This is a genomic window from Nocardioides sp. YIM 152588 (assembly GCF_040191335.1).
Taxonomy (GTDB): Bacteria; Actinomycetota; Actinomycetes; order Propionibacteriales; family Nocardioidaceae; genus Nocardioides.
In genome coordinates this window covers 175,164-198,635 of record NZ_JBEGDJ010000001.1, presented here as the reverse complement: position 1 = coordinate 198,635, position 23,472 = coordinate 175,164, and the positions used below count along the sequence as shown (strand labels likewise).

The 23,472-nt window shown below is 72.8% G+C and carries 22 protein-coding genes and 1 tRNA gene; 15 read left to right on the top strand and 8 right to left on the bottom strand.

What is annotated here, in order from left to right; translation table 11 throughout:
• Positions 1–176: 176 nt before the first annotated feature.
• The 9 genes from ABLM29_RS01030 (at position 177) to ABLM29_RS00990 (ending at position 10,491) form a co-directional block, all read left to right on the top strand.
• Positions 177–830, top strand: coding sequence for a MarC family protein (locus tag ABLM29_RS01030; protein ID WP_349711581.1), 654 nt, complete (start codon positions 177–179; stop codon positions 828–830).
• Between the two features lie 69 nt (positions 831–899).
• Positions 900–1,970 (top strand): lysylphosphatidylglycerol synthase domain-containing protein, encoded by a 1,071-nt coding sequence (locus ABLM29_RS01025; RefSeq protein WP_349711580.1) that lies wholly within the window; start codon positions 900–902, stop codon positions 1,968–1,970.
• A 74-nt stretch (positions 1,971–2,044) separates the two neighbouring features.
• Positions 2,045–2,827, top strand: a complete 783-nt coding sequence (locus tag ABLM29_RS01020) for a potassium channel family protein (RefSeq protein WP_349711578.1) — start codon at positions 2,045–2,047, stop codon at positions 2,825–2,827.
• Between the two features lie 205 nt (positions 2,828–3,032).
• On the top strand, positions 3,033–4,289 hold the full coding sequence (locus ABLM29_RS01015; protein ID WP_349711576.1) for an MFS transporter: 1,257 nt from the start codon (positions 3,033–3,035) through the stop codon (positions 4,287–4,289).
• A gap of 75 nt (positions 4,290–4,364) precedes the next feature.
• Complete coding sequence (locus ABLM29_RS01010; protein ID WP_349711574.1) at positions 4,365–6,284, top strand: ABC1 kinase family protein; 1,920 nt, start codon at positions 4,365–4,367, stop codon at positions 6,282–6,284.
• Positions 6,285–6,338: 54 nt separating this feature from the next.
• Positions 6,339–7,583: a serine hydrolase domain-containing protein gene (locus ABLM29_RS01005; protein WP_349711572.1), complete on the top strand. Its 1,245-nt coding sequence runs from the start codon at positions 6,339–6,341 to the stop codon at positions 7,581–7,583.
• Between the two features lie 47 nt (positions 7,584–7,630).
• A complete protein-coding gene (locus ABLM29_RS01000) occupies positions 7,631–8,197 on the top strand; it encodes a hypothetical protein (protein ID WP_349711570.1) in 567 nt (188 codons plus the stop codon).
• Positions 8,198–8,250: 53 nt separating this feature from the next.
• Positions 8,251–9,291: a 1-acyl-sn-glycerol-3-phosphate acyltransferase gene (locus ABLM29_RS00995; protein ID WP_349711568.1), complete on the top strand. Its 1,041-nt coding sequence runs from the start codon at positions 8,251–8,253 to the stop codon at positions 9,289–9,291.
• 57 nt (positions 9,292–9,348) lie between these two features.
• On the top strand, positions 9,349–10,491 hold the full coding sequence (locus ABLM29_RS00990; RefSeq protein WP_349711566.1) for a lysylphosphatidylglycerol synthase transmembrane domain-containing protein: 1,143 nt from the start codon (positions 9,349–9,351) through the stop codon (positions 10,489–10,491).
• A 136-nt stretch (positions 10,492–10,627) separates the two neighbouring features.
• Here the strand turns inward: ABLM29_RS00990 and ABLM29_RS00985 are convergent.
• Both ABLM29_RS00985 and ABLM29_RS00980 read right to left on the bottom strand, forming a co-directional pair.
• A tRNA-Leu gene (locus tag ABLM29_RS00985) sits at positions 10,628–10,713 on the bottom strand.
• 65 nt (positions 10,714–10,778) lie between these two features.
• Positions 10,779–11,237, bottom strand: a complete 459-nt coding sequence (locus ABLM29_RS00980; protein WP_349711564.1) for an HNH endonuclease — start codon at positions 11,235–11,237, stop codon at positions 10,779–10,781.
• A gap of 156 nt (positions 11,238–11,393) precedes the next feature.
• On the opposite strand from ABLM29_RS00980, the gene ABLM29_RS00975 reads away from it, so the two are divergent.
• Positions 11,394–11,990 (top strand): LysR substrate-binding domain-containing protein, encoded by a 597-nt coding sequence (locus ABLM29_RS00975; protein ID WP_349711563.1) that lies wholly within the window; start codon positions 11,394–11,396, stop codon positions 11,988–11,990.
• A gap of 93 nt (positions 11,991–12,083) precedes the next feature.
• Here the strand turns inward: ABLM29_RS00975 and ABLM29_RS00970 are convergent, their stop codons facing one another.
• Both ABLM29_RS00970 and ABLM29_RS00965 read right to left on the bottom strand, forming a co-directional pair.
• Positions 12,084–12,650, bottom strand: a complete 567-nt coding sequence (locus tag ABLM29_RS00970) for a nucleosidase (RefSeq protein ID WP_349711562.1) — start codon at positions 12,648–12,650, stop codon at positions 12,084–12,086.
• A complete protein-coding gene (locus ABLM29_RS00965; protein WP_349711560.1) occupies positions 12,647–14,083 on the bottom strand; it encodes a GuaB1 family IMP dehydrogenase-related protein in 1,437 nt (478 codons plus the stop codon). Before ABLM29_RS00965 ends, ABLM29_RS00970 begins: the two co-directional genes overlap by 4 nt.
• Positions 14,084–14,134: 51 nt before the next feature.
• Here ABLM29_RS00965 and galK point away from each other — a divergent pair, with 51 nt between their 5' ends.
• Positions 14,135–15,253: a galactokinase gene (galK, locus tag ABLM29_RS00960; protein WP_349711557.1), complete on the top strand. Its 1,119-nt coding sequence runs from the start codon at positions 14,135–14,137 to the stop codon at positions 15,251–15,253.
• A gap of 27 nt (positions 15,254–15,280) precedes the next feature.
• Here the strand turns inward: galK and ABLM29_RS00955 are convergent, their stop codons facing one another.
• Positions 15,281–16,495, bottom strand: coding sequence for an acyl-CoA dehydrogenase family protein (locus ABLM29_RS00955; protein WP_349711554.1), 1,215 nt, complete (start codon positions 16,493–16,495; stop codon positions 15,281–15,283).
• Positions 16,495–17,859, bottom strand: coding sequence for an acyl-CoA dehydrogenase family protein (locus ABLM29_RS00950; RefSeq protein ID WP_349711551.1), 1,365 nt, complete (start codon positions 17,857–17,859; stop codon positions 16,495–16,497). Before ABLM29_RS00950 ends, ABLM29_RS00955 begins: the two co-directional genes overlap by 1 nt.
• Before the next feature lie 132 nt (positions 17,860–17,991).
• Between ABLM29_RS00950 and def the strand changes: the two genes are divergently transcribed.
• The 3 genes from def (at position 17,992) to ABLM29_RS00935 (ending at position 20,689) form a co-directional block, all read left to right on the top strand.
• Entirely contained in the window at positions 17,992–18,597 is a 606-nt protein-coding gene (gene def / locus ABLM29_RS00945; RefSeq protein ID WP_349711548.1) for a peptide deformylase, read from the top strand.
• Between the two features lie 27 nt (positions 18,598–18,624).
• On the top strand, positions 18,625–19,545 hold the full coding sequence (locus ABLM29_RS00940; protein ID WP_349711545.1) for an alpha/beta hydrolase fold domain-containing protein: 921 nt from the start codon (positions 18,625–18,627) through the stop codon (positions 19,543–19,545).
• 223 nt (positions 19,546–19,768) lie between these two features.
• The gene (locus tag ABLM29_RS00935) at positions 19,769–20,689 is read left to right on the top strand and encodes a type IV toxin-antitoxin system AbiEi family antitoxin (RefSeq protein ID WP_349711543.1); all 921 of its coding nucleotides are present in this window, start codon (positions 19,769–19,771) and stop codon (positions 20,687–20,689) included.
• A gap of 107 nt (positions 20,690–20,796) precedes the next feature.
• Here ABLM29_RS00935 and ABLM29_RS00930 read toward each other — a convergent pair whose 3' ends face one another.
• Together ABLM29_RS00930 and cobA are read right to left on the bottom strand one after the other, a co-directional pair.
• Complete coding sequence (locus ABLM29_RS00930) at positions 20,797–21,600, bottom strand: TrmH family RNA methyltransferase (RefSeq protein WP_349711540.1); 804 nt, start codon at positions 21,598–21,600, stop codon at positions 20,797–20,799.
• Between the two features lie 21 nt (positions 21,601–21,621).
• Entirely contained in the window at positions 21,622–22,848 is a 1,227-nt protein-coding gene (cobA, locus tag ABLM29_RS00925) for a uroporphyrinogen-III C-methyltransferase (RefSeq protein ID WP_349711538.1), read from the bottom strand.
• A gap of 69 nt (positions 22,849–22,917) precedes the next feature.
• Here cobA and ABLM29_RS00920 point away from each other — a divergent pair, with 69 nt between their 5' ends.
• A complete protein-coding gene (locus ABLM29_RS00920) occupies positions 22,918–23,445 on the top strand; it encodes a YbhB/YbcL family Raf kinase inhibitor-like protein (RefSeq protein WP_349711535.1) in 528 nt (175 codons plus the stop codon).
• Positions 23,446–23,472 lie beyond the last annotated feature (27 nt).

Below are 23,472 nucleotides of genomic sequence, written 5' to 3'. Positions count from 1 at the left end.
GCCGTCCTCCTTCCGAGGGCGGCGGCTCTGCTGTGTGTGCGTGTCTGTGCCCGCGTCGGCCGGAGGGGGCGGAGCCAGCTCCGGCGTCACGGCACCCAGATCGAGGCCGCGCCTCATGCTCGCGGCGCTCTAGACACTCGCACCGACGTTGCGCGTCCGCGTCGTAGTCTGCCTGCGTGGACATCTCCAGCCTGAGCGCCTCGGAGATCGCGATCCAGGCGACGATCGCCGTCTTCATGATCGTCAACCCCATCGACCCGGTGAAGATCGTCATCTTCAACGACGTGACGTCGCGCCGGGGCCTGGACCGGCGGGCGGCCGCGCTCAAGATCGCGGTGATCGTGTTCGCGGTGCTCGGCACCATGGCGCTGGTCGGGCGCGAGCTGCTGCAGCTGTTCGGGATCGACCTCGGGGCGTTCGGCGTCGTCGGCGGCCTCGTCGTGGCGCTGATGGGATTCGAGATGCTGTACGGCGGCGCCTCGAGCCGCGCGCAGGGATCGGCGGAGGTCGCCGCGGAGACGCCCGAGCAGTCGGAGGAGGACGGGCTGATCATGCCGCTGGCCATCCCGCTGATGGCCGGACCCGGCGCGATCACGACCGTCATCACGATGTCGTCGGCGACCGACGACGTCGCGGCCCTGATCGCGACACTGATCGGCGTCGCCGTCGTCTCGGTGCTGGTGTGGGTCGGGTTCGCGCTCTTCGGGAACTGGTTCTCCCGGCTGAACGCCTCGACGACCGCCATGCTCGCGCGCATCGGCGGACTGCTCCTGGCCACGATCGGCATGCAGCTCGCCCTCGGCGGCATTCGCACGTTCTACGGGTTCTGACCCGCCCGGCGGCACCCCGGCTCGGCAGACGGAGACATCCCCACACGCCCATCCAGGAGGCGGAGCGACATGGACGAGGACCACCCCGACGGCCCCTCCCGCGCCGCCCGCCTGCGCCGCACCGCGCTGCGGATCCTCCTGATCGGCGTGGTGGCGCTGATCGTCTGGTTCGTCCTGAAGGACGTCCCGTGGGCGGACGTCGGCGACGTGCTGACCTCCGTCGCACCGCTGGACCTGATCCTCGTGCTCGGCCTGGTGCTGCTGCGGTGGGTCGTCGTCGGCTGGCCGATGAAGGTGCTGATCCCGGAGCTGACCATGACACAGGCGACGCGCAACGAGCTCGCCGCCCAGGTCGTCACCAAGGTCACGCCGCCACCGGCCGACCTCGCGCTCCGCTACGCGATGTTCCGGAGCTGGCGGATCGACCCCACCGACGGGCTCGCAGCGCTGACGCTCTCCTCCCTGATCTTCTACGTGGCTCGGTTCGCGGCGCCGATCATCGGCTTCGTCCTGCTCCTGCTGCTGCGCCGCTACGACGAGGAGTACCTGAAGTCGAGCCTGCCCGCCGCCCTCGTCGCCGTGGCCATCCTGGTGGCGATCATCCTCATCGCGCGGGCCGAGGGCACCGCCGCCTGGCTCGGACGGACCGCGGGGAGGATCGCGGCTCGTGTCCGTTCCGTCGACCCCGAGGCGTGGGAAACGGCGACCGTCATGTTCCGGCGCCGGATCCACGAAAGGTTGCGGGCGGGGTGGCCACGAGCGGTGCTCGCCACCTCGGTCCTGCTCGTCGTCGAGGCGGCCATCCTGGTCGCGTGCCTCCGCGCCGTCGGTGTCTCCGGGGAGACGCTCGCCCTCGCGGAGATCGCGGCCGCCTTCCTGATCACCTACCCGCTCAACAGCCTCCCCTTCGACGGCATCGTCGTGATCGACGGCGCGCTGCTGGAGATCTTCCTGCGGCGCGGGGCCGGGGAGGTCGAGGCCCAGGTCGCCGCAGGGCTCCTCCTCTGGCGACTGGCCACCCTGATCTTCCCCAGCATGCTCGGCCTCGGCGTGCTCCTCGACTGGCGACGCAGGGAGGGGCAGGACTTCAACTGGCGGCGCGCCCGCCCCGGCACGACGGAGGATCCCACCGCCGGCTGACCCCGCGGTACGGCCGGCGGTACGGCCGGCGGGAGTGGTCGACCGCCGCCGAGCCGCGCTGGCAGTCTGAGCGCATGAGCGAGCGAGACGGCAAGTCGTACGCCAAGTGGGAGTCGGCGACCGAGGGCCCGCTGCTGGTCCTGGCCCTCGTCTTCCTGGTCGCCTACGCGACCCCGATCGTCCTCCCGGACGCGTCCCTCGGCGTTCGGCGACTGGCCCGGTGGGTCGAGTGGCTCACCTGGGTGCTGTTCGCGGTCGACTACGTCGTTCGGCTCTCCCTGGCGCCGGACCGCCGCCGGTTCGTGCGCACGCACCTGGTCGACCTGGCCGCGGTGGCGCTTCCGATGTTCCGCGCGATGCGGCTGCTCCGGCTCCTGTCGATCATCGCGCTGCTGACGAAGCGGGACGGCGGCCGACGGCGCGCCACCGCTGCCACGGTCAACGTCGGCTCGTTCGCGCTCCTGCTCATCATCGTGTCGAGCCTGGCCGTGCTCGAGGCGGAGCGAACCGCACCGAAGGCCCAGATCGTCACCTTCGGCGACTCCCTGTGGTGGTCGATCACCACCATGACGACCGTGGGGTACGGCGACGTCGTCCCCACGACGGCCACCGGAAGGATCGTCGGGGTCGTCGTCATGCTCACCGGGATCGCCGTGCTGGGCGTGGTGACCGCGAACGTCTCGTCGTGGTTCGTCGCGGGCTTCCAGCGACCGGACGGCACCACGGACGCCGTCCCCGACGGCACGCCGACCCACGACGAGCTCCGGGCCCAGATCGCGGAGCTGACCGAACAGCTGGCGCTTGCACGCGGTGGAGCCGCTCCCACCGCGTCGGACGGCCCGGCGACGCAGACCTGACTCCGCAGGACGACAGGTCGTCGTCAGGAACGCTCTAGACCGGCCGCCGGGAGGGCGTTGCAGGCGCCGCCGGCCCCTGGGATGGTCGAGGAGCACCACCACCCGAGACAGGCGTGAGCACCATGCCCCTCAGCGAGTCCAAGGCCCCGCGGCCGGCCGACGCCATCGATACCGCCCCCACCTCCCGCCGGGGTGCGTGAGAGGCATGGGCACAGCCCGCGTTCCCACCGTCGGCCCCTACGAGATCTGGATGCTCGCCCAGGCCGCGATCGGGTTCTGCGGAGTCGGCGGGATGATGTTCCTCATCCCGGCCTACGTGCTGCAGCAGGGCGGCGACCCGGCGGACGCCGGCGCGGTCATGGCGGTCGCGGGCTCGATCGCCCTCGCCGCCCCGTTCCTGGGATCGTTCGCGGACCGCTTCGCCGTACATCGGGGCCTGCAGCTGATGTCGATCGCGCTGCTCGGGGCGGCGGCACTCGCGTTCGCCGCCGCCGAGCAGGTGCTGACGTGGCTCGTGGCCGCCTCCCTGCTGGGCCTGGGCATGGCGGGCCTCTCGGTGGTGAACGCGACCTTCGTCGTCGGCGCCGGCTTGGACCCGGCGACGTTGGCCAGGAAGCTGTCGCTGCTCCAGCTCTCCCTGCCGGCCGGACAGGTGCTCGGGCTCGCCACGGTGTCCGCGCTCGCCGGGGCCGGCGTGGCCTTCGAGTCGATGTTCGTCGTCCTGGCCGGGGCCGCCGCGGCCTTCGGCGTCGTGGTCGGTCTGGTGAACCGCGGGCCTTCGCAGCGGCTGGTGGCGGCAGCCGCCGCGACCGACTCCGGTGACCGCACCGACGGTGCGCGCGGTCCCACGTTGCGCGCGACGCTGGGTTCGCAGTTCGGTGTCGTGCTCGCGCTGGTGCTCCTCATCACGGTGAGCGCCCAGGCCATCGAGTCGCAGTACCCGAGCTACATGCAGTCGGCTTTCGGCATCGAACCGACCGAGAGCGCCGGGGCGCTCTCGGTGATCGTTCTCGTCTCCATCCCGCTGTACGTCGTCGCCGGCCGCTGGACCGCCCGGGCGGGTCCACGGGTACCGTTCCTCGCCAGCGCCGCAGCCCGAGCCGTCGCCGGTGCCGGCCTCCTGCTGATCCCCGGCGAGAGCGGCATCGCCGCGCTCGTGGTCTTCGGCGTCGTCATGCTCGTCTACCCCCTCTTCGAGCTGAACGCCGCGGCGCTGGTGGCCTCCACGTCGCCCATCGGCCCAGGAGGCGGCCAGGGCGCCCTCGGCGCCGCGATAGCGCTGGGGACGATCGTCGCCGCGGTGCTCGCCGGATGGGTGGCGGCGGAGATCGGATTCGCGGCGCTCGCCGGCATCACTCTCGCCGCGGCCGGTGCAGCGACCGGCCTGGGGCTCGTCGCCCTCAGGTCGCCCGCCCGAGGCCGCCGGGGCCCGGGCTCCTCAGCCGAGAGGAGCGCGCCGTGATCCTGGGGGCCGACGCCCGGGACCGGGTGGTGGCAGGATCGGTGCCGGACAGGGTCTCCTGCGAAGGGCGGGTCCATGCTGCGCGTGATCGCCGAGGTGGCGTTCTTCCTCGTGTTCGTCTGGGTCGTCCGCCGGATGCTGGGCACCCGCCACGCCGCGTTCCTCCGGGCCGCCGTGGCCGCGCTGCTCGGCCTCGCCGCCGGCGAGACCATCCGGGCGCTGCTCGTCCGCCGGGGCGAGCCGTCCGACCTGGCCGCGACCACGGGATTCGTGCTCGCGCTCGTCTTCGCGATGCTCGCGATCCTGGCCCTCGAGGCGCTCAGCGACCCGGCACGCCGCTCGGCCGGGCCAAGGTGGCGGTCGGTGCTCGACCTACGCCACCGGGTCGGCCAGGTGCGCCGGTCCGCGGAGATCGGCGCGATCGCGTCGCGCCACGGCCTCGGGCGCGGGTTCGGCCTCAGCCGTTCCACCGCCGACGACGCGGACCTCGCGGCCTACGGAGCGGACCTCCGTGCGGCGTTCGAGGAGGCCGGCGGCGTCTTCGTCAAGCTCGGTCAGCTGCTGGCCACCCGTGACGACCTGCTCCCTCCGGCCATCACCGGCGAGCTCGCGCTGCTGCACCAGGACGCCCGGCCCGTCGACCGCGAGACGCTCGAGCCGGCGCTCGAGGCGGCTCTCGGGCGGCCTGTCGAGGAGGTGTTCGACGCCTTCTGGTGGGAGCCGTTGGGTGCCGCGTCGATCGGGCAGGTCCACGCCGCGCGGCTACCGGACGGCACGGACGTCGTGGTCAAGGTGCGCCGCCCGGCGGTCTCCGCGACGATCGAGCGCGACCTGCGCATCGCGACCGACGTCGCCCGCGCGGTCCACGCTCGCAGCGAGCGAGCGGCGCGCCTCGACGTGGCCGGGGTGACCGCGCAGTTCGCTGCCCAACTGCGGGGCGAGCTCGACTACGCCGTGGAGGCCGACAACCTGCGCCAGGCCGCGGCCGAGCTCGAACCCGGCTCCCCCGTCGTCGTACCGGCGGTGATCGACGACCTGTCGTCCAGCTCCGTGCTCGTGATGACGACGGTCGTCGGCGTGCCGCTCGGGCGTGCCACGGCCGAGCAGCGCGCGGGCCACGCCCACCTGGCCGACACGCTCTTCCGCTTCCAGATCACGGCCATGCTCGCCGGCAAGCGCTTCCACGCCGACCCGCACCCGGGGAACATCATCCTGATGCCCGCAGGGCGCCTCGGCCTGATCGACTTCGGCTCCGCGGGCCGCCTCGACACGTTCGAGCGGGCATCGATGGGAGACATGCTGACCGCCCTCTCCCTGCGCGACCCGACGCTGCTGCGCAACGCGCTGGTCGAGGTGTCGGGCGACGCCGGCGACCTGGACCCGGCGACGCTGGACCGGGCCTTCGCCCGGATGATGGCGGACCACCTGGCGCCCGGCGCCGAGCCGTCGGCCGCGATGGTGGCCGACCTGCTCGGCATCGCCGCCGAGCTGCAGCTCGCCCTGCCGCCCAGCATGAGCCAGATGCTGAGGGCGCTGACGACGCTCCAGGCCTCCCTCACGACCCTGGACCCGGAGTTCGCGATCCTCGATGCTGCCCAAGCCTTCGCGGCGGACGAGGCCCGCCGCGAGCTGAGCCCCGACACCCTCACCGACCAGCTCAAGCGGGAGGTGATCACGCTCGCCCCGCTCCTGCGCCGCACCCCGCACCACCTGGACCGCATCGCGAGCCAGGTCGAGGGCGGCCGCCTGAGCGTCCGCGTCCGGCTCTTCACCGACGAGGCTGACGTCCGCGTCGTCTCCCGGCTGGTCAACCGGGTCGTGCTGGTGGCCGCGGCGGCGACGCTCGGGATCGTGTCGGTCCTCCTCTTCGGGCGGACGGGCGGGCCGTCGCTCTCCGAGAACGTCCAGCTCTACGACCTGCTGGGATTCCTCGGCCTGCTGGCCGGCGCGGTCCTCCTCATGCGGGTCGTCCTGGAGGTCCTGCGCGAGTCCTGACGAGCGCCTCGTTGGGGGACGACGCACGGCGCCGCCGTTGCTACGTTGAGGGCCATGATCTCGGACCCGTACGCGACCGCCGAGCAGCTGGGCCTCATGCGGGGGTTCCCGCCACCTCCGGAGAAGCGGGTCACCCGGGCCAACGCACTCATGACGCCGCCGTACAACCGGTGGTCCTACCAGCACATGCGCACCATCTATCCCTCGGCGCCGGTGCCGAGCGCGGAGCGCGCCGCGCCCCTGACCGTGGAGAGCGACGCCGGCATCCCGAGCCTCGAGGTGGCACGAGCCGAGGGGGGCGTCATCGACTTCGACGGCTACCTGCGCGAGTCCTACACCGACGCGCTGGTCGTGGTGACCCCGGACCGGGTCGTGCACGCGTCCCTGCTCAACGGGATGGGACCCCGCCAACCCCACCAGATGATGTCGGCGACGAAGTCGTTCGCCGGACTTCTCGGCCTGATGGCGGTGGCCGACGGCCTGGTCTCCGAGAGCGACCCGGTGACCCGGCACGTGCCAGAGCTCGCGGGGGCCACCGCGTTCGCCGACGCGACGTTCGGCCATGTCCTCGACATGGTCAACTCGATGGCGTTCGACGAGGACTACGCCGATCCCGCCTCCGGGATCATCCGGTACGGCCAGGCCCTGGGGTGGCTCGAGTCCCCCGCCGGCGGCCCGCCCGCGGACAGCCTCTACGACTTCCTCGCCACGCTGGAAAAGGACCCCACCGTCGAGCACGGCCAGGTCTTCCACTACCAGACCCCCAAGACCGACGTGGTCAACTGGATCACGAACCGGGCCACCGGGAGGTCGTTCCAGGACGCCCTGCACGACCGCCTGTGGTCCCGGCTCGGGACCGACGGTGAGACCTACGTCCTCCTCGACCGCAACGGGACGCTGGTCGCCGGCGGCGGGCTCAACGCGGGCCCGTGGGACCTCGCGCGCTTCGCGATGATGCTGCTGAACGACGGCGTCGCGGCCGGCGAGCGGGTCGTCGCCCCGGCGGTCATCGACACGATCGCGGCCGGCGCGAGCCGTGAGGCGTTCGCCGCAGGGCCCGACGCCACCGGCCCGTTCGCCGGCGGCGACTGGAGCTACCGGGCACAGTGGTGGGTCCGCCACACCCCGGGGCGGGAGGCGTTCACCGCCATCGGCATCCACGGCCAGTGGATCTACGTCGACCGCGCCCACGGCGTCGCCATCGTCAAGCAGTCCTCCCAGCCGGTGTCGCTCGACCTCGGGCTGGACGCGCTCAACCTCAACGCCTACGACGCGATCATCGACCACCTGTCGACCTGAACCCGGCGGCGTCGGCCCGAGGTTCTTCAGAGGAGGGAGGCGAGGAGATGGCGCGGCGTACCTATGCGGTCCGGCTGGAGCTGACGAGCGTCGACGACCTCTTCGCCGCGCCGTCCATCGACCCGTTCGACCCGCGGTACGGCGACCACAGCGACCGACCCGCGCTGGACTTCATCGCCGACGAGGTCTACTCGAACGGCTCCTACCGAGCCGCCACGGCCACCTTCGTCGTACCCGACCCCGAGCGAGCCGATCTCGACGAGATCCGGGCGGCGGTCCGACGCTGGTCCAGCGCCAGGGCGCGCAGCGCCCGCCAGGACGCCTCGGCCATGCGCTGGCGGGGCCTGCGGAGCCTGGTCTCGGGTCTCCTGCTCTTCGCGGTGCTGATCCTGGCCTCGAAGCTCCTGGAGAGCGACACCGACGGCGTGGCCGCCACCCTCTCCACCGGCCTGGAGGTCGCCGCCTGGGTCGTGCTGTGGTGGCCACTGGACACGCTGCTGTGGTCGGTGTGGCAGCACCGGCTCGACCGCCGCGCTTTCGAGGTGGTGCGTGACATGGACGTGCGGCTCGAGGCTGCCGGGCCCCGCGCTGCCCCATCCGCCGGGTGTGCCTAGACCGCCGGGACCACCGTTGCCATCGCCCTCGACTGCCTGGTAGAAATCGCGAGATGGCTCCGCCTCCGCTCCTGGTACGCCGTCTGGTGGTCGCACCGCTGGTGGTCCTGCTCGCGGTGCTGATGGTCCCCACCACGCTGATGCTGGCCCTGGTCGTCGGCGCGGCGCTGACCTGGGTGCTGCCCGGGCGGCTGCGGATCGTCCGGGCGTTCTGGATGCTGGCCTTCTACATCGTCTGGGACGCCGCGGCGCTCCTCGCGCTCCTCGGCCTCTGGATCGCCTCGGGCTTCGGGCTCGCCATGCAACAGTCGTGGTGCGTCAACGCCCACGTGGGACTGATGCGTCGGATGCTGGCCATCTTCTTCTGGCAGGTGCGCTGGACGCTGCGGCTGCACATCGTGGTGGAGCTCTGGGACGAGGACCACCGCCCCGTGCCCGACGTGCCGCTGGTCGTGGTGAGCCGTCACGCCGGGCCGGGCGACTCCTTCATCCTCGTGGACCAGCTCCTCGCCCTGCACGGACGGGCGCCGGCGATCGTGCTCAAGGACACCCTGCAGTGGGACCCCGCCATCGACGTGCTGCTCCACCGGCTGCCCTCGGCCTTCGTCACGCCCGCCCGGCGGCGTCGCCCCGGCCAGCCCACGACCCGGCAGACGATCGAGCGCATCGCCGGCGACATGGGCCCGGCCGACGCCCTGGTGATCTTCCCGGAGGGCGGCAACGTGACACCGCGACGACGGGCCGCGCGCATCCAGGCGCTGCGCGACGAGGGGCAGGAGTCGCTGGCGGAACGCGCCGAGGCGATGCCGAACGTGATGGCACCCCATGCCGGCGGCTTCGCCACCGCGCTCGACGCGGCGCCGACCGCAGCGGTCCTCGTCGTCGCCCACACCGGCCTCGAACGGCTGGTCACGTTCAAGGACATCTGGCGCGAGCTCCCGATGGACAAGACGATCGCGATCGGTGGCTGGTTGTCGACCGCCGACGAGCTGCCGGCGGGCGCCGTCGACCGGGCGGCCTGGCTCTTCGACCAGTGGATGCAGGTCGACGCCTGGATCAGCGAGCGCACCCCGGAACTCGAGCCCGAGGGCTGAGCCGAGCGCGTAGCCTGGGCATCCGCGATGCCCCGACGCGTCGGGAGGTGAACGCTCGTGCAGGAGGACGACCCCAGGGTGCCCTCCGGCGCGTCCCTGTCGCGCACCCAGAAGAGGCGCGCGCTGCTCACGCTCGCCCTCGGTCTGGCCGTCATGACCGTCGTCTTCGTGGGCATCCTGCCGCAGGTCATCGACTACGAGGCCGTCTGGGAGACGCTCACCTCCCTCAGCCCGGCCAGCCTCGCCACACTCCTCCTGGCCGGGCTGCTCTACCCCGTGCCCGAGGGGGGCAACTACGCCGCGACGGTGCCCGGTCTGTCGTGGTGGCGAGGGATCAAGGCATGGCTGGCCTCGGACGGCGTCGGGAAGACGGTGCCCGGCCTGGACTTCGTGACCCGGTTCGGCATGTACCGCTCCTGGGGCTGCACCGGCGCCGAGGCGACGCGCGGCATGTTCCTCTCCGGCGCCATCGACTGGAGCGTCAAGTTCGCCATGCCCGCCGTGGCGGCCGTCCTCCTCGTGATCGCGGGCGTCACCGACCTCGGCTACGTCGCCGTCTTCGCCGCGATCGGCTCCGTGGCCGCGGTGCTGATCCTCGGTCCGATCATCGTGGCCGTCCGGTCCGAGCGCGCCACGTCCTGGCTGGCCGCTCGCGGGGAGGCCCTGTCAGCCTGGGGGCTCCGGCGCCTGAAGCGAGCCCCCGTGGCGGACGTCGGCGCCCGGATCGTGGAGTTCAGGAACGACACCGCCGAGGTCGCCGGCAAGCGGATCTGGCGTGCCGCCGCCGCGTCCGCGGCAGGGAAGCTGTGGCAGTTCGTCATCCTGCTCCTGGCCCTGCGAGCCGTCGGGGTACCCGCTGACGTGGTCGGCTGGGACGAGCTGTTCATCGTGTTCGCCCTCGTCATCCTGATCACCATGATCCCTCTCACGCCGGGTGGGATCGGGATCGCGGAGTTCTTCTACATCGCGTTCCTGAGCGAGATCGCGGGCAAGGAGTGGGCCTCGATCCTGGCGGCGGGGGTGATGCTCTACCGCGTCTTCCAGTGGGCGCTGCCCATTCCGATCGGGTGGACGGTCACGCTCCGGTGGCGCAGGCAGGTCCAACGTGGTGACCTGCCGGATCCGTTCGCCCCCGGCGACGTCGGTCCGGCGAGATCCGAGGTGAGCGGCCAGGACCTCGGAAGCGGCGATGCAGGGTGAGCACCCATGAACCTCCAGCCTGATGTGGCTTGTCGAAGGCTCACCCCCACCGGACGCGCTACGCGCCGTAGCACGATGCCAGCACCGAACAGAAGAGCCCCTGACCTGTTCTCCCAGGTCAGGGGCTCTTCATCTGTGTCCGAGGGGGGACTTGAACCCCCACGCCCTAATACGGGCACTAGCACCTCAAGCTAGCGCGTCTGCCAATTCCGCCACCCGGACAGGGTGTCTTGCGACGGGTGAAACCGTAGCAAACACCCGCCCGGATCCCCGCATCGGGGACGCACTCAGCGTGCGCGCCAGCCGGTCACCTGCGCGCGGGTCGGCTCCCAGGGGTCGAAGCGCAGCCGCATGCCCGCCTCGACGGGGGTCCGATCGGCCTTGCGGCTGTTGCAGGAACCGCAGGCGGCGACGGCGTTGAGCCAGCTCCACGGTCCACCGCGGGAGCGTGGGACGACGTGGTCGACGGTGTCGGCCCGGGCGCCGCAGTAGGCGCAGCGGCGGCGGTCGCGGCGCAGCACCGCCTCCCGGCCGAACGCGGCCGGGCGGTGCATCCACGTGGCGACGACGTAGCGGACCAGACGCACGACCTTCGGCCACGGATGCGGGCCGATCGTGCGGTCAGCATCTGCCTCGTGCACCACGGCGACACCGCGGAACAGCATCCGCACGGCGTGCGGGAAGGAGACCAGGTCGTGAGGCTCGCACGAGGCGTTGAGCAGCACGACCGGCGCATGGTGGGCCAACGCGACCACCTCCTCGGCACCGCTGTTCTCTTCGAGTGTCAGTGTGCGTGACGGATACGTCCATCCAGTTTCGTCGATGTTGCCCCTCTGGTGCACCACTGTTGGCCTGACGCGCCGGGTCACGGCACCCGCCGACGCGTGCGGGATACTCGGCGGGTGGACCAGCTGCGCGTCGCCTTCGCCCCCGGTGTCACCCCCGACAAGTGGAAGCGCGTCTGGCGCGAGCGGCACCCGCGCCTGCCGTTGACGCTCGTCCCGGTCGAGGCCGACGAGGGGCGCGAGGTGCTCGACGAGGACCGCGCCGACATGGCGCTGCTGCGGCTCCCGCTGGACCGCGAGCGCCCGACCGCGCTGCACTGCGTCGTCCTGTACGACGAGCTCCCGGTCGTCGTCGCCGCCCGGGACCACTGGGTGGCCGCCGCCGGCGACCGCGACGAGATCCCGCTGGAGGACCTGGCGGGCGAGCAGCTCGTGCTCCCCCATCCGTCCGGGTGGACGCCGGACGTCGAGCAGCTGACGTTCCCACCGATGTCGGTCAAGGATGCGATCGAGGTGGCCGCCTCCGGCACCGGCGTGGCCATCGTGCCGATGTCGATGGCGCGGCTCTACCACCGCAAGGACGCCACGCACCGTGTCGTCGCCGGGCTTGATCCCACCCAGGTGGCACTGGTCTGGCACCGCGACGCCGACAGCCCGCTGCACCAGGACTTCGTGGGCGTGGTCCGGGGCCGGAAGGCCTCCAGCAGCCGCTGACGTGCCGGGGGTCGGCGTTCAGGCCCGCGTCACATGGATTCTCGTCGGCTTGCGGCCCGAGAGCGACCGGAATCCATGTGATGCGGCACCGGCTCACGCCAACGGATAGGCCTCGACCAGCCGCGCCGCGAGCACCCGCGCGCTCGCGTCGACCATCGCCACCCAGTCGTGGGCGGACTCGTCGGCGCTGTCCGAGACGTGCTTGATCAGGTGCGCCGGCACGCCGAAGAGGTCGGCGACGTACGCCACCGCGTACCCCTCCATGTCCACCAGGTCCGCCTGCTCCGCCAGGCGTGCACGGACCACCGGGTCGGTGACGAACACGTCCCCGGTGGCCAGCACCACGGACGAGTCGGAGAGCACGAGCCGCTCCCTCGGGTCCTCCCCCAGCGCCCGCAGCGCGTCGGCGCTCAGGTCGTGGTTGAGCACGGCGCCCGGCTCGAAGAGCCCGTCATGGTGGTCGTGCAGCGCGCCCGCGGTGCCGATGTTGACGACGGTAAGGCCGGCCAACCCGTCCGCCGCCTCGAGCGCCGCCAGCCGCCGGGAGACGACCGCGGCCGCGGCGGTCTTGCCCATGCCGGTCACCAGGACGTCGTACTCGTCCGGGACGTGGGCGGCCTCGGCCTCGGTGGCCGAGACCACCAGGACCCGCGCCCTCACCAGCTCGTCGCCAGCGGGCGACCCTCGTGGTAGCCGGCCGCCGACTGCACGCCCACCACGGCGCGCTCGTGGAACTCCGCCAGCGTCCGCGCTCCGGCGTACGTGCACGCCGAGCGGACACCCGCCGAGATCTGGTCGATCAGGTCCTCCACGCCGGGGCGCTCGGGGTCGAGATACATCCGGGAGGAGGAGATGCCCTCCTCGTAGAGCCCCTTGCGGGCCCGGTCGAACGAGGACTCCGTGGCCGTCCGGTTCGCGACCGCCCGCGCCGACGCCATGCCGAACGAGACCTTGTAGGCCCGGCCCTCCGAGTCGAGCATCAGGTCGCCCGGCGACTCGTGCGTGCCGGCGAACCAGGAGCCGATCATCACCGACGACGCGCCCGCCGCCAGCGCCAGCGCGACGTCGCGGGGGTGCCGGACCCCGCCGTCGGCCCAGACGTGGGCGCCGAGCTCGGCGGCCTGGGTGGAGCAGTCGAGCACCGCGGAGAACTGCGGCCGGCCCACGCCGGTCATCATCCGGGTCGTGCACATCGCGCCCGGCCCGACGCCTACCTTGATGATGTCGGCCCCCGCCTCCACCAGCGTCCGTACGCCGTCGGCGTCGACCACGTTGCCGGCAGCGACCGGCACCTCCGGGCTGAGCGCCCGGACCCTGCGGAGCGCGTCGATCATCCGGTCCTGGTGGCCGTGCGCGGTGTCGACGACGAGGCAGTCGACACCCGCGTCGAGCAGCTCGGTCGCCTTGGCGGCCACGTCGCCGTTGACGCCGATGGCGGCGGCGATCCGCAGCCGGTCCTTGGCGTCGACCGCCGGGGTGTAGAGCGTCGAGCGGAGCGCGCCCGTCCGGGTGAGCACGCCGACCAGGCGCCCGTCGCCGTCGACGCCGATCGCCAGCGGCGCGCGGGCGTGGCCCAGGGCGTCGAACGCGGTGCGGGGGTCGACGTCCGTCGACACCGTGACCAGCTCGGTGCTCATCACGTCCCGCACCTGGGCGAACCGGTCCACCTCGGCGCAGTCGTCCTCCGTGACCACCCCCAGCGGACGCCCGTCCCCGACGACCACCGCCGCGCTGTGGGACCGCTTCGGGATCAGCGACAGCGCCTCGGCGACCGTCTGGTCGGGGCGCAGCACGATCGGGGTGTCCAGCAGGACGTGGCGCGACTTCACCTCCGCGATCACGTCGGCCACGACCGGCAGCGGGATGTCCTGCGGGATCACCACCAGTCCGCCGCGGCGCGCGACCGTCTCGGCCATCCGCTTGCCGGCGATCGCGGTCATGTTGGCCACGACGAGCGGCAGCGTGGCGCCGGTGCCGTCCCCGGTGGCCAGGTCGACGTCGTACCGGCTCGACACCGATGACCGGCGCGGCACCATGAACACGTCGTCGTACGTCAGGTCGTGGGGCGGGGTCCGGTCGTCCAGGAAGCGCACCCTACGAATCTAGACGATCCCAGGCCTCCCCGATCGGGGATGATCGGCCGCGTGCGTTCCATCTCCGCCTTCGCGCCCGGCCGGGTCAACCTGATCGGTGAGCACACGGACTACAACGCCGGGCTGAGCCTGCCGTTCGCGCTGCCGCTGGGCACCTCCGTGACCCTCACCGAGCGTGCCGACGACCGGGTCCTGGTCTCCAGCCGCGAGGCGGGTGCGTGGTCAGGGACGCTGGCCGACATCGAGGCCGGCGGGGTGGCCGGCGGGGTGGCCGGGTGGGCGGGGTACGTCGCCGGCGTGCTCTGGGCGCTCGGCAGCGCGGGCCACCGGATCCCCGGCTGCGAGATCGAGCTCGCGTCGACCGTGCCGCTCGGCGCCGGGCTGTCCAGCTCCGCCTCGCTCGAGTGTGCCGTAGCGACCGCCGTCGCCGGCCTCCTCGGCCTGCCGCTCGACGACCCCGGGCGCCGGGCGCTGGCGGCGGCGTGCACCCGCGCCGAGACCGAGTACGTCGGCGCGCCGACCGGCGGCCTCGACCAGCTCGCCGCGATGCTCGGCGCCGAGGGCGAGGCCGTGCTGATCGACTTCGCCGACCACTCCGCGCACCGCGTCCCGCTGCACCTCGCGGAGGCCGGGCTGGCGATCCTGGTCACCGACACCGGGGTCCGGCACGAGCTCGCCGCCGGCGGCGGGTACGCCGACCGCCGCGCCGAGTGCGAGGCCGCGGCCCAGGCGCTGGGGATCGCCAGCCTGCGCGAGGCCGCCGCCGCGGACGTGACGCGCCTGGCGGCGAGCCCGGGCGGGTCGGTCACCACGCGGCGGGCCCGCCACGTGGTGACCGAGAACGAGCGCGTCCTGGCCGCCGTCGCGGCGACCGGGGCCGGCGACTGGGCGGGGCTGGGCCGGCTCCTCACCGCCTCCCACGCCTCCCTGCGCGACGACTTCGAGGTCACCGTGCCGGCGCTGGACCTCGCGGCGGCGACCGCCGAGGCGCACGGCGCCCTGGGCGCGCGGATGACCGGGGGCGGCTTCGGTGGGTCGACGATCGCGCTGCTGCCGCTCGACCGGGCGGACGCCGTACGCGAGGCGATCGACGGCGCGTTCGCCGGCGCCGGGCTCCCCCGCCCGGCCCACCACCTGGTGGAGCCGAGCGGGGGAGCCCGCCTGGGGTGAGGTCCCAGGCGCCCCGGGAGCGGCGGTCTACTTGAGCTCGGCGCTGGACAGGCCCAGGACGCGTCGCGCGATGATCAGCTGCTGGATCTGCTGGGTGCCCTCGAAGATGTCGAGGATCTTGGAGTCGCGGGACCACTTCTCCAGCAGCTCGCCCTCGCTGTAGCCGATCGAGGCGCACAGCTCGACGCAGGAGAGGGTCACGTCGGAGCCGACGCGGCCGGCCTTCGCCTTGGCCATCGAGGCCTCCAGCGAGTTGGGCTTGCGGTTGTCGGCCATCCACGCGGCCTGCATCATCAGCAGCCGGCCGGCCTCCCAGTCCGACTCGAGCTGGAGGAACGTCGCGGCGGCGGCCGACTGCAGCTGGGCCGGGCGGTCATAGTCGACCTCCACGCCTGCCCGCGCCAGGAGGTCCCGGGTGAGGTCGAGCGCGGCGCGGGCGCAGCCCACGGCCATCGCCGCCACCAGGGGCCGCGTGTTGTCGAAGGTCGCCATCGCGCCGGCGAAGCCCTGCTCGACGTTGACCTCCGGCGAGCCGAGCAGGTTCTCCTTCGGCACCCGGGCGTCGGTGAACGTGATCACCGCCGTGTCGGAGGCCCGGATGCCGAGCTTCTCCTCCAGGCGCTCCACCGTGACCCCGGGTGTGCCCTTCTCCACGACGAACGACTTGATGGCGGCGCGCCCCAGCGCCTTGTCGAGCGTGGCCCAGACGACCACGGCATCCGACCGCTCACCGGAGGTGACGAAGATCTTCTCGCCGTTGATCACGTAGTGATCGCCGTCGAGGACCGCGGTGGTGGTGATCGCGGCGGAGTCGGAGCCGAACGAGGGCTCGGTGATGGCCATCGACGCCCACATGCCGCGGAACCGTTCCTGCTGCTCGGCGTCGGCCACGGAGGCGATCGCGGAGTTCCCCAGCCCCTGGCGGGGCATCGAGAGCAGGAGCCCCGTGTCGCCCCAGCACATCTCGGCGATCGTGGCGACCGACGCCATGTTCGAGCCGTTCTTGACCTTGCCGGAGTCCGCGGTCTCCTCGCGTCCGACGCCGGCGGCACCGGCACCCTCGCTGGCGCCGGACTCGGCCAGCCCGTCGATCATCGCCGCCAGCATGTCGAGCTCCTTGGGGTAGGCGTGCTCGGCGGCGTCGTACTTGCGCGAGATCGGCCGCAGCATGTTCATCGCGACCTGGTGGGCCTGCTCGATGACGACCCGATGCTTGCGGGGTACCTCCAGGTTGATCGCCACTAGACCAGCACCGTCCCCTCCATGATCCCGATGGCCCGGAGATCGCGGTACCACCGCTCGACCGGGTGCTCCTTGACGAACCCGTGGCCGCCCAGGAGCTGGACGCCGTCGAGGCCGATCCGCATCCCCTTGTCGGCGCAGGCCTTCCGCGCCAGCGCGACCTCGCGGGCGAAGTCCTTGCCGGCGGCAGCCCGGGCCGCCGCGCGGTAGGTGAGCAGTCGCATCGACTGCAGCTCGATCGCCATGTCGGCGACCATGAACGCGACCGACTGGCGGTGGGCGATCGGCTCGCCGAACGCCTGCCGCTCCTTCACGTACGGCGTCACGTAGTCCAGCACCGCCTGGCCGGTGCCGACGGCGAGCGCGCACCAGGCGAGCCGCGACAGGCGGACGGCCTCGCGGTACGTCGAGCCGTCGGTCGCGCCGAGGACGGCCTCGGCCGGGACCCGGGCGCCCTCGAGCACCAGCCGGGTCATGCCGGCGGCGCGGACGCCCATCGGCGGGTCTGCCTCGACGCGCAGGCCGTCGGTCGAGGACTCGACCAGGAACAGCGTGGGCTGACCGTCGAGCAGCGCGCCGACGACGTACAGCTCGGCGTCGGCGCCGCGCGCGACCAGGCTCTTGACGCCGTCGAGGACGTAGCCGCCCGCGGTCCGCGTCGCCGTGGTCCGCGGCAGCAGCACGTCGGCGAGCACCGCCGGCTCGTTGAGCGCCAGCGCCGCGGCGGGCACGTCGTCGCCCGTAAATGCGGGGAGGTAGGTCTGCTGCTGCTGATCGGTCCCCCAGAGACCGATCGCGGTCGCCACGGACCCGGGCGCGAGCGCGGCCACCGCGAGGCCCATGTCGCCGTGCGCGAGCGCCTCGGCGACCAACGTGCCGGCCATCGCGGAGCGCTCGGGCGAGATGCCGCCCAGGTCCTCCGGGAGCCCGAGGATCGGCAGGCCGATCTCCAGGCTCGCCTTGAGCAGCGGGTCGGGAGCCGCGCAGGCGTGGTCGGCCTCGGCGGCCGCGGGCCGCAGCACCTCCGCGGCGAACTCGCTCACCACGTCGACGAGCATCTGCTCGTCCTCGGTGGGGGTCAGGTCGAAGATCCCGCTGTCCACGGCGGGCGCCGGCCGGACGCCGGGCGCCGCCTTCGTCCCCGCGCGGGCGAAGGTGCGGCTGGCCTTGGTGATCGTGCTGAACCCGGCACGGGTGACCGAGAAGACGGCCTGCTCGGTCTGTCGGCGCAGCCCGACGCGGTCGAGGAGGTCCGCCTGGGCGAGCCGGTGCAGCCCGGCGACCAGGTAGCCGATCGGGTCGCGGCTCTCGGTGGAGGGAACCCCGTTCCGGCCACCCGGCCGGAGTGCGTTCATCAGGGACATGATGTCACTGTAACTCAGAGTTACACTTACCGCCACGAAGTCGGGCAGGACTCCGGATTCGGAACGACCGCCGCCCCGGAGGGCCGCCCGCGGAATGCGTCCGTCGCGATGCTCGCACCTATGCTCGACGCCATGGCGACCGGCAGCAGCGAACCCGCGCAGGAGACCGTCCACGCCCCCTTCGGCCCGCTGCCGAGTGGCGGCTCGGTGCGTCCGATCACGCGCTGGGGGATGCCGGTCATGCACACCGCGCAGCAAAAGGTGACCGTCTTCGACGACGCGCTGCGCGCGCTGGCCGCGGACATGGTCGCCACGATGGAGGCCGCCGACGGCGTGGGCCTGGCCGCCTGCCAGGTCGGCGAGGACGTGGCGATGTTCGTCTTCGACTGCCCCGACGAGGCCGGCGAGCGCTGGGTCGGGGTGGTCTGCAACCCGGTGCTCACCCTGCCGGAGGGCAAGGACCGTCGCCTCGACGACAGCGACGAGGGTTGCCTGTCGTTCCCGGGTGCGTTCGTGGGCTGCGCCCGGCCCGACTACGCCACCGTCGACGGACTCGGCCTGGACGGCGAGCCGGTCCGCTTCTCCGGCGACGGACTGCTCGCCAAGTGCCTCCAGCACGAGACCGACCACACCAACGGGACCGTCTTCGGCGACCGACTCTCCGCTCGGGCCCGCAAGAAGCTGCAGAAGCAGCACGACGCGGCCGTCGACGAGTTTCCCGCCGACTGGCCCGCGTGACGCGCGTCACGCGCTAGCGTCGGGCCCATGCCCCTGGATCCCGACCTCGCTCCCCTGCTCCAGCTCGTCGCCGCCGGCACCCCGGTCCACCAGCTCTCCCCGGTCGAGGGCCGCGCGTCGTTCCGCACGATGGCCGTCGACCTGCGACCCGCCGGGTCCGCGCCCGACGTCGCCTCCGTCGAGGACGCCACCGTCGCCGGTGCCGACGGTCCGCTCGCCGCGCGCGTCTACCGTCCCGAGGGCGACGGGCCCTTCCCGACCGTGGTGATGTTCCACGGCGGCGGCTTCGTCCTCGGAGACCTGGACACCCACGACGCGATGGCGCGCGCGATCTGCGCCGGCGCCGAGGCCGTCGTGGTGAACGTCGACTACCGCCTGGCCCCCGAAGCGCCCTTCCCCGCCGCGGCGGAGGACGCGATCGCGGCCACCCGCGACGTGCTGCAGCGCGTCGCGGACTTCGGTGGGGCTCCCGTGGTCGCCGTGGCCGGCGACTCGGCGGGCGGCAACCTCTCCGCCGTCACCACCCAGCACGTCCCCGGGCTTGCGGCGCAGCTGCTGGTCTACCCGACCACCGACGTCCCCGGGGAGTACCCCTCCCGTGTCGAGAACGCCACCGGCTACTTCCTCGAGCAGGACACGATGGAGTGGTTCCGCGACAACTACTTCGTCGACGCCGACCGCTACGACCCCAAGGCCTCCCCGCTCCGCGGCGCCGTGGACGCCGTCCCGCCCGCCGTGGTCGTGACCGCCGAGCTCGACCCCCTGCGCGACGAGGGCATCGCGTACGCCGAGGCGATGGCCGCCGCGGGCGTCCCGGTCGAGCACACCACGTACCCCGGCCTCATCCACGGCTTCTTCGACATGGGCCCGTGGTCCGCGGCGTGCCAGAAGGCGATCGACGAGACCGTAGCCGCGTTCGGCGCCCTCCTCCGCCGAGCCGGGGCTTAGGGCAGGCCGAGCCGGGGCTCCGGGCAGGCCGAACAGGCGCTCGGGGCACGCCGAGCCGGGGCTTAGGGCACGCCGAACAGGCGCTCGGGCCGCGCCGAGCCGGGGCTCCGGGCACGCCCGGCGGACCACTTGTCTTCCACATGCTCCTGTCGAGGCGTCCCGTGCTCCACAGGTCGACCTCGCAGGCAACCGCTGAGCCCGGGCAGTACCGCACCGTCGGCGCATGCAGCCACCGTGCCCACCCCTTCCCGACCACCCGTTCACCGCCGCCCAGGCCCGCGACCTCGGCATCAGCAAGCACGCCCTCGCCCGACTGATCGCCGCCGGACGCATCCGCCGGGTCGTCCGGGACGCCTACGTGTCGACAGAGCTACCGGACACCATCGAGACCCGCACCGCCGCGGTCGCCCTCGGCGCCTCCGCCCACCACGTGGTCGTCGATCGGACGGCTGCCTGGCTCCACGGGATCGACATCCATCCGATGGTGGAGATGTCGCCGCTGCCTCCGGTCGAGATCTGCGCGATCCGTGGCTTCAACCCCACCCACCGGGACGGAGCTCGAGGACGGGAGCGGGACCTCACGCCGGCGGACATCATGCGTCTCGGACATGTCCAGGTGACGACGCCGCTGCGCACCGCGATGGACCTGGGCTGCGTGCTGCATCGCCGGGACGCGTACGCCGCCATGAACGCGCTCGCGAAGGGCCACGGGTTCGGCGCCGCCGACATCGTCGCCCGGCTGCCCCGCTACCGCGGCCGCCGCGGCGTCGTCCAGCTGCGCGCGCTGGCGGCCATTCTCGACCCGCGACCCGACTCGGTCAGGGAGTCGTGGGTGCTGTTCGAGCTCCTCGCCTCCGGCCTGCCGATGCCGGAGGTGCAGTACTGGGTGCACCGCGACGGCGTCCCGACCTACCGGCTCGACATCGCCTACCCGGCGGCGCGGGTCTGCGTCGAGTACGACGGGCGCGAGTTCCACGGCCCCGAGCAGCAGGAGGAAGACGAGAGCCGGCGCGCCTGGCTCCGCTCACGCGGATGGACGGTGATCGTCATCCGGAGCGGTGACTTCACCGGGCGCCACCTCGACCGCTGGCTCGGCGAGGTGCGGATGGCGCTGAGGGACGGCTTCACCAATCGCCGCTGGTGACACTGCGCGGATGCCTTCTCGACGCGGCACAAGCCCCGGTTCGACGCGGCGCAAGCCCCGGTTCGGCGCGCCCTAAGCCCCGGTTCGGCCTGCAGTGGGTCGCCGGATCAGCGGTGGGCGGTGACGTAGCAGGCGACGGCGCTGGCGGCCGCCACGTTGAGGGAGTCGATGCCCGCAGCCATCGGGATGATCGCCCGGCGGTCGGCCGACTTCTCCCAGCGCTGAGTCAGCCCGTGGCCCTCCGAGCCGAGGACGAGCGCGACCTTGTCGACGCCGGCCACCGCCTCCTCGATCGGGACCGCGTCGTCGGCGAGCGTCAGTGCGACCGTCGTGAATCCGGCCTGGGAGAGCGCCGGCAGGGCGTCGTACCAGTCCGGGAGGCGGGTCCAGGGCATCTGGAAGACCGCGCCCATCGCGACCTTGATCGCGCGGCGGTAGAGCGGGTCGGCGCAGCGGGGCGCCAGCAGCACGGCGTCGAAGCCGAGCGCCGCTCCCGAACGGAAGATCGCGCCGACGTTCGTGTGGTCGACGATGTCCTCGAGGACGAGCACGGAGCGGGCCCCGGCCAGCACGTCCTGGACCGGCGGCAAGGCCCGGCGCTCCAGCGAGGCGAGGGCGCCGCGGTGCACGTGGAAGCCGGTGACCTCCTCGGCCAGCCGCTCGGACATCACGTAGCAGGGGGCGTCGGAGGTGTCGAGGACGTCGGCCAGCCCATCCAGCCAGCGCGGCGCCATCAGGAACGACCGCGGCGTGAACCCGGCCTGGACCGAGCGTCGGACAACCTTCTCCCCCTCGGCGAGGAACAGGCCGTGCTCCGCCTCGAGCGCCTTCCGCAGCTGGGTGTCGCGCAGGTCGCGGTAGTCCGCGAGCCGCGGGTCAGCCGGGTCGTCGATCTCGATCAGGTGCGCCACCGGCCCAGCCTGACAGTGCGATCAGTCGACGAACGAATCGGGATGCGCGACCCGGACGACCTCGCCGATGACGATGATCGCCGGCGGGCGCACCGACTCCGCGACGAGGCGTTCGGCCAGCGTGCCGAGCGTGGCGAGCACGGTCCGCTCGGTGGGCATCGAGCCGTCGCAGACGACGGCGACCGGGGTCGAGCCCGACCTGCCGCCGGCGACGAGCGCCTCCGCGATGGCGGGTGCGTTCTCCACGCCCATCATCACCACGACCGTGCCGCGCATCCGCGCCAACGCGGCGTAGTCGACCAGCCCTTCCGGGTGCCCGGGCGGAAGGTGGCCGGAGACCACCGTGAACTCGTGCGTGATGCCGCGGTGGGTGACCGGGATGCCGACCAGCCCCGGGACCGCGACCGGCGAGGTGATCCCCGGGATCACCTGGACCGGCACACCCGCCTCACGGCACGCGATGATCTCCTCGAAGCCCCGCCCGAAGACGAAGTTGTCACCGCCCTTGAAGCGCACGACCCGCTTCCCCGCGAGCGCCCGGTCGACGATCACCCGGTTGATCTCCTCCTGCTGGGCGGAGCGACCGCGGGGCAGCTTGGCGACGTCCACCAGCTCGACGTCGGCCGGGATCTGGTCCAGCAGCTCGCGCGGTGCGAGGCGGTCGGCGACGACGACGTCGGCCTCCATCAGCGCCTTCCGCCCGGCCACCGAGATCAGCTCCGGGTCGCCCGGGCCGCCGCCGATGAGGGTGACCCCGGCGGTGTGGTCGCGGTGGTGGCGCGCGGTGATGCTGCCGTCCCGCAGTCCGGTCAGGATCTCGTCGCGGACCCCGGCGGAACGGCGCGGGTCCCTGTTTCCGAGAACCGCCACGGTGACGCCCGCATGGCGACCGACGGCCGGCGTCCAGGCGGTCCCCTGGGTGGCGTCGTCGGAGCGGACGCAGAAGATCCGCCGGTCCTCGCAGGCCGCAGAGATCGCGTCGTTGACCTCGCGGTCGTCGGTCACGGCGATCACGTACCAGGCGGGATCGAGGTCGCCCTCGTCGTACCGGCGCTCGTGCCACGTGATCTCGCCGCCCCCGGCCAGCCCCTCGATCGCCGGGGTCACCTCGGGTGACACGACGTGTACGTCGGCACCCACGGCGATCAGCCCCGGGATCCGCCGCTGGGCGACGTGGCCGCCGCCGACGATCAGGACATGGCGCCCGGCGAGGCGGAGGCCGGAGGGGTACGGCGCGAACTCACTCACTCCCCCATTCTCGCTGGTGAGCCCGCTGCGACCGTCGCGCGCGACCAGCCTGCGGACTACGTTGGCGCCATGAGCATCGAGCGTCCCGTAGCCCCCGACCCGTACCCGCTCCTACCGGCGGTGCCGTCCTTCAGCGTCACCAGTGCCGACGTCACCGACGGCGAGCCGCTCAAGGACGACCAGGTCGCCGCACTCGGCAACACGTCGCCGCAGCTGTCCTGGTCCGGAGCGCCGGAGGGCACGAAGTCCTTCACCATCACCTGCTTCGACCCGGACGCTCCGACGCCGTCGGGGTTCTGGCACTGGGTGCTGGTCGACGTGCCGGCGGACGTGACCAGCCTGGACACCGGCGCGGGCGCGGAGGGTGCGTCCCTGCCGGGCAGCGCCTTCATGTGCCGCAACGACGGCGGAGGTCATGCCTTCATGGGTGCCGCGCCGCCGCAGGGCGACCAGGTGCACCGGTACTACTTCGTCGTGCACGCGGTGAAGGAGGACACGCTGGGCGTGGACGCCGACGCCTCGGCCGCGGTCGTCTCGTTCAACCTGGCCTTCAAGACCGCCGGGCGGGCCATCCTGTACGGGACCTACCAGCACTGACCGGCAGGTCGGCGGTCAGGGACCGGC

Bases quoted from the DNA above. Each gene is read 5' to 3' on its own strand.
- ABLM29_RS00935 (WP_349711543.1), top strand. From the start codon at position 19,769: ATGCAGCCACCGTGCCCACCCCTTCCCGACCACCCGTTCACCGCCGCC.
- ABLM29_RS00950 (WP_349711551.1), bottom strand. From the start codon at position 17,859: ATGTCCCTGATGAACGCACTCCGGCCGGGTGGCCGGAACGGGGTTCCC.
- ABLM29_RS01000 (WP_349711570.1), top strand. From the start codon at position 7,631: ATGGCGCGGCGTACCTATGCGGTCCGGCTGGAGCTGACGAGCGTCGAC.
- ABLM29_RS00920 (WP_349711535.1), top strand. From the start codon at position 22,918: ATGAGCATCGAGCGTCCCGTAGCCCCCGACCCGTACCCGCTCCTACCG.
- ABLM29_RS01025 (WP_349711580.1), top strand. From the start codon at position 900: ATGGACGAGGACCACCCCGACGGCCCCTCCCGCGCCGCCCGCCTGCGC.
- ABLM29_RS01005 (WP_349711572.1), top strand. From the start codon at position 6,339: ATGATCTCGGACCCGTACGCGACCGCCGAGCAGCTGGGCCTCATGCGG.
- ABLM29_RS01020 (WP_349711578.1), top strand. From the start codon at position 2,045: ATGAGCGAGCGAGACGGCAAGTCGTACGCCAAGTGGGAGTCGGCGACC.
- ABLM29_RS00995 (WP_349711568.1), top strand. From the start codon at position 8,251: ATGGCTCCGCCTCCGCTCCTGGTACGCCGTCTGGTGGTCGCACCGCTG.
- ABLM29_RS00940 (WP_349711545.1), top strand. From the start codon at position 18,625: ATGCCCCTGGATCCCGACCTCGCTCCCCTGCTCCAGCTCGTCGCCGCC.
- def (WP_349711548.1), top strand. From the start codon at position 17,992: ATGGCGACCGGCAGCAGCGAACCCGCGCAGGAGACCGTCCACGCCCCC.
- ABLM29_RS01015 (WP_349711576.1), top strand. From the start codon at position 3,033: ATGGGCACAGCCCGCGTTCCCACCGTCGGCCCCTACGAGATCTGGATG.
- ABLM29_RS01010 (WP_349711574.1), top strand. From the start codon at position 4,365: ATGCTGCGCGTGATCGCCGAGGTGGCGTTCTTCCTCGTGTTCGTCTGG.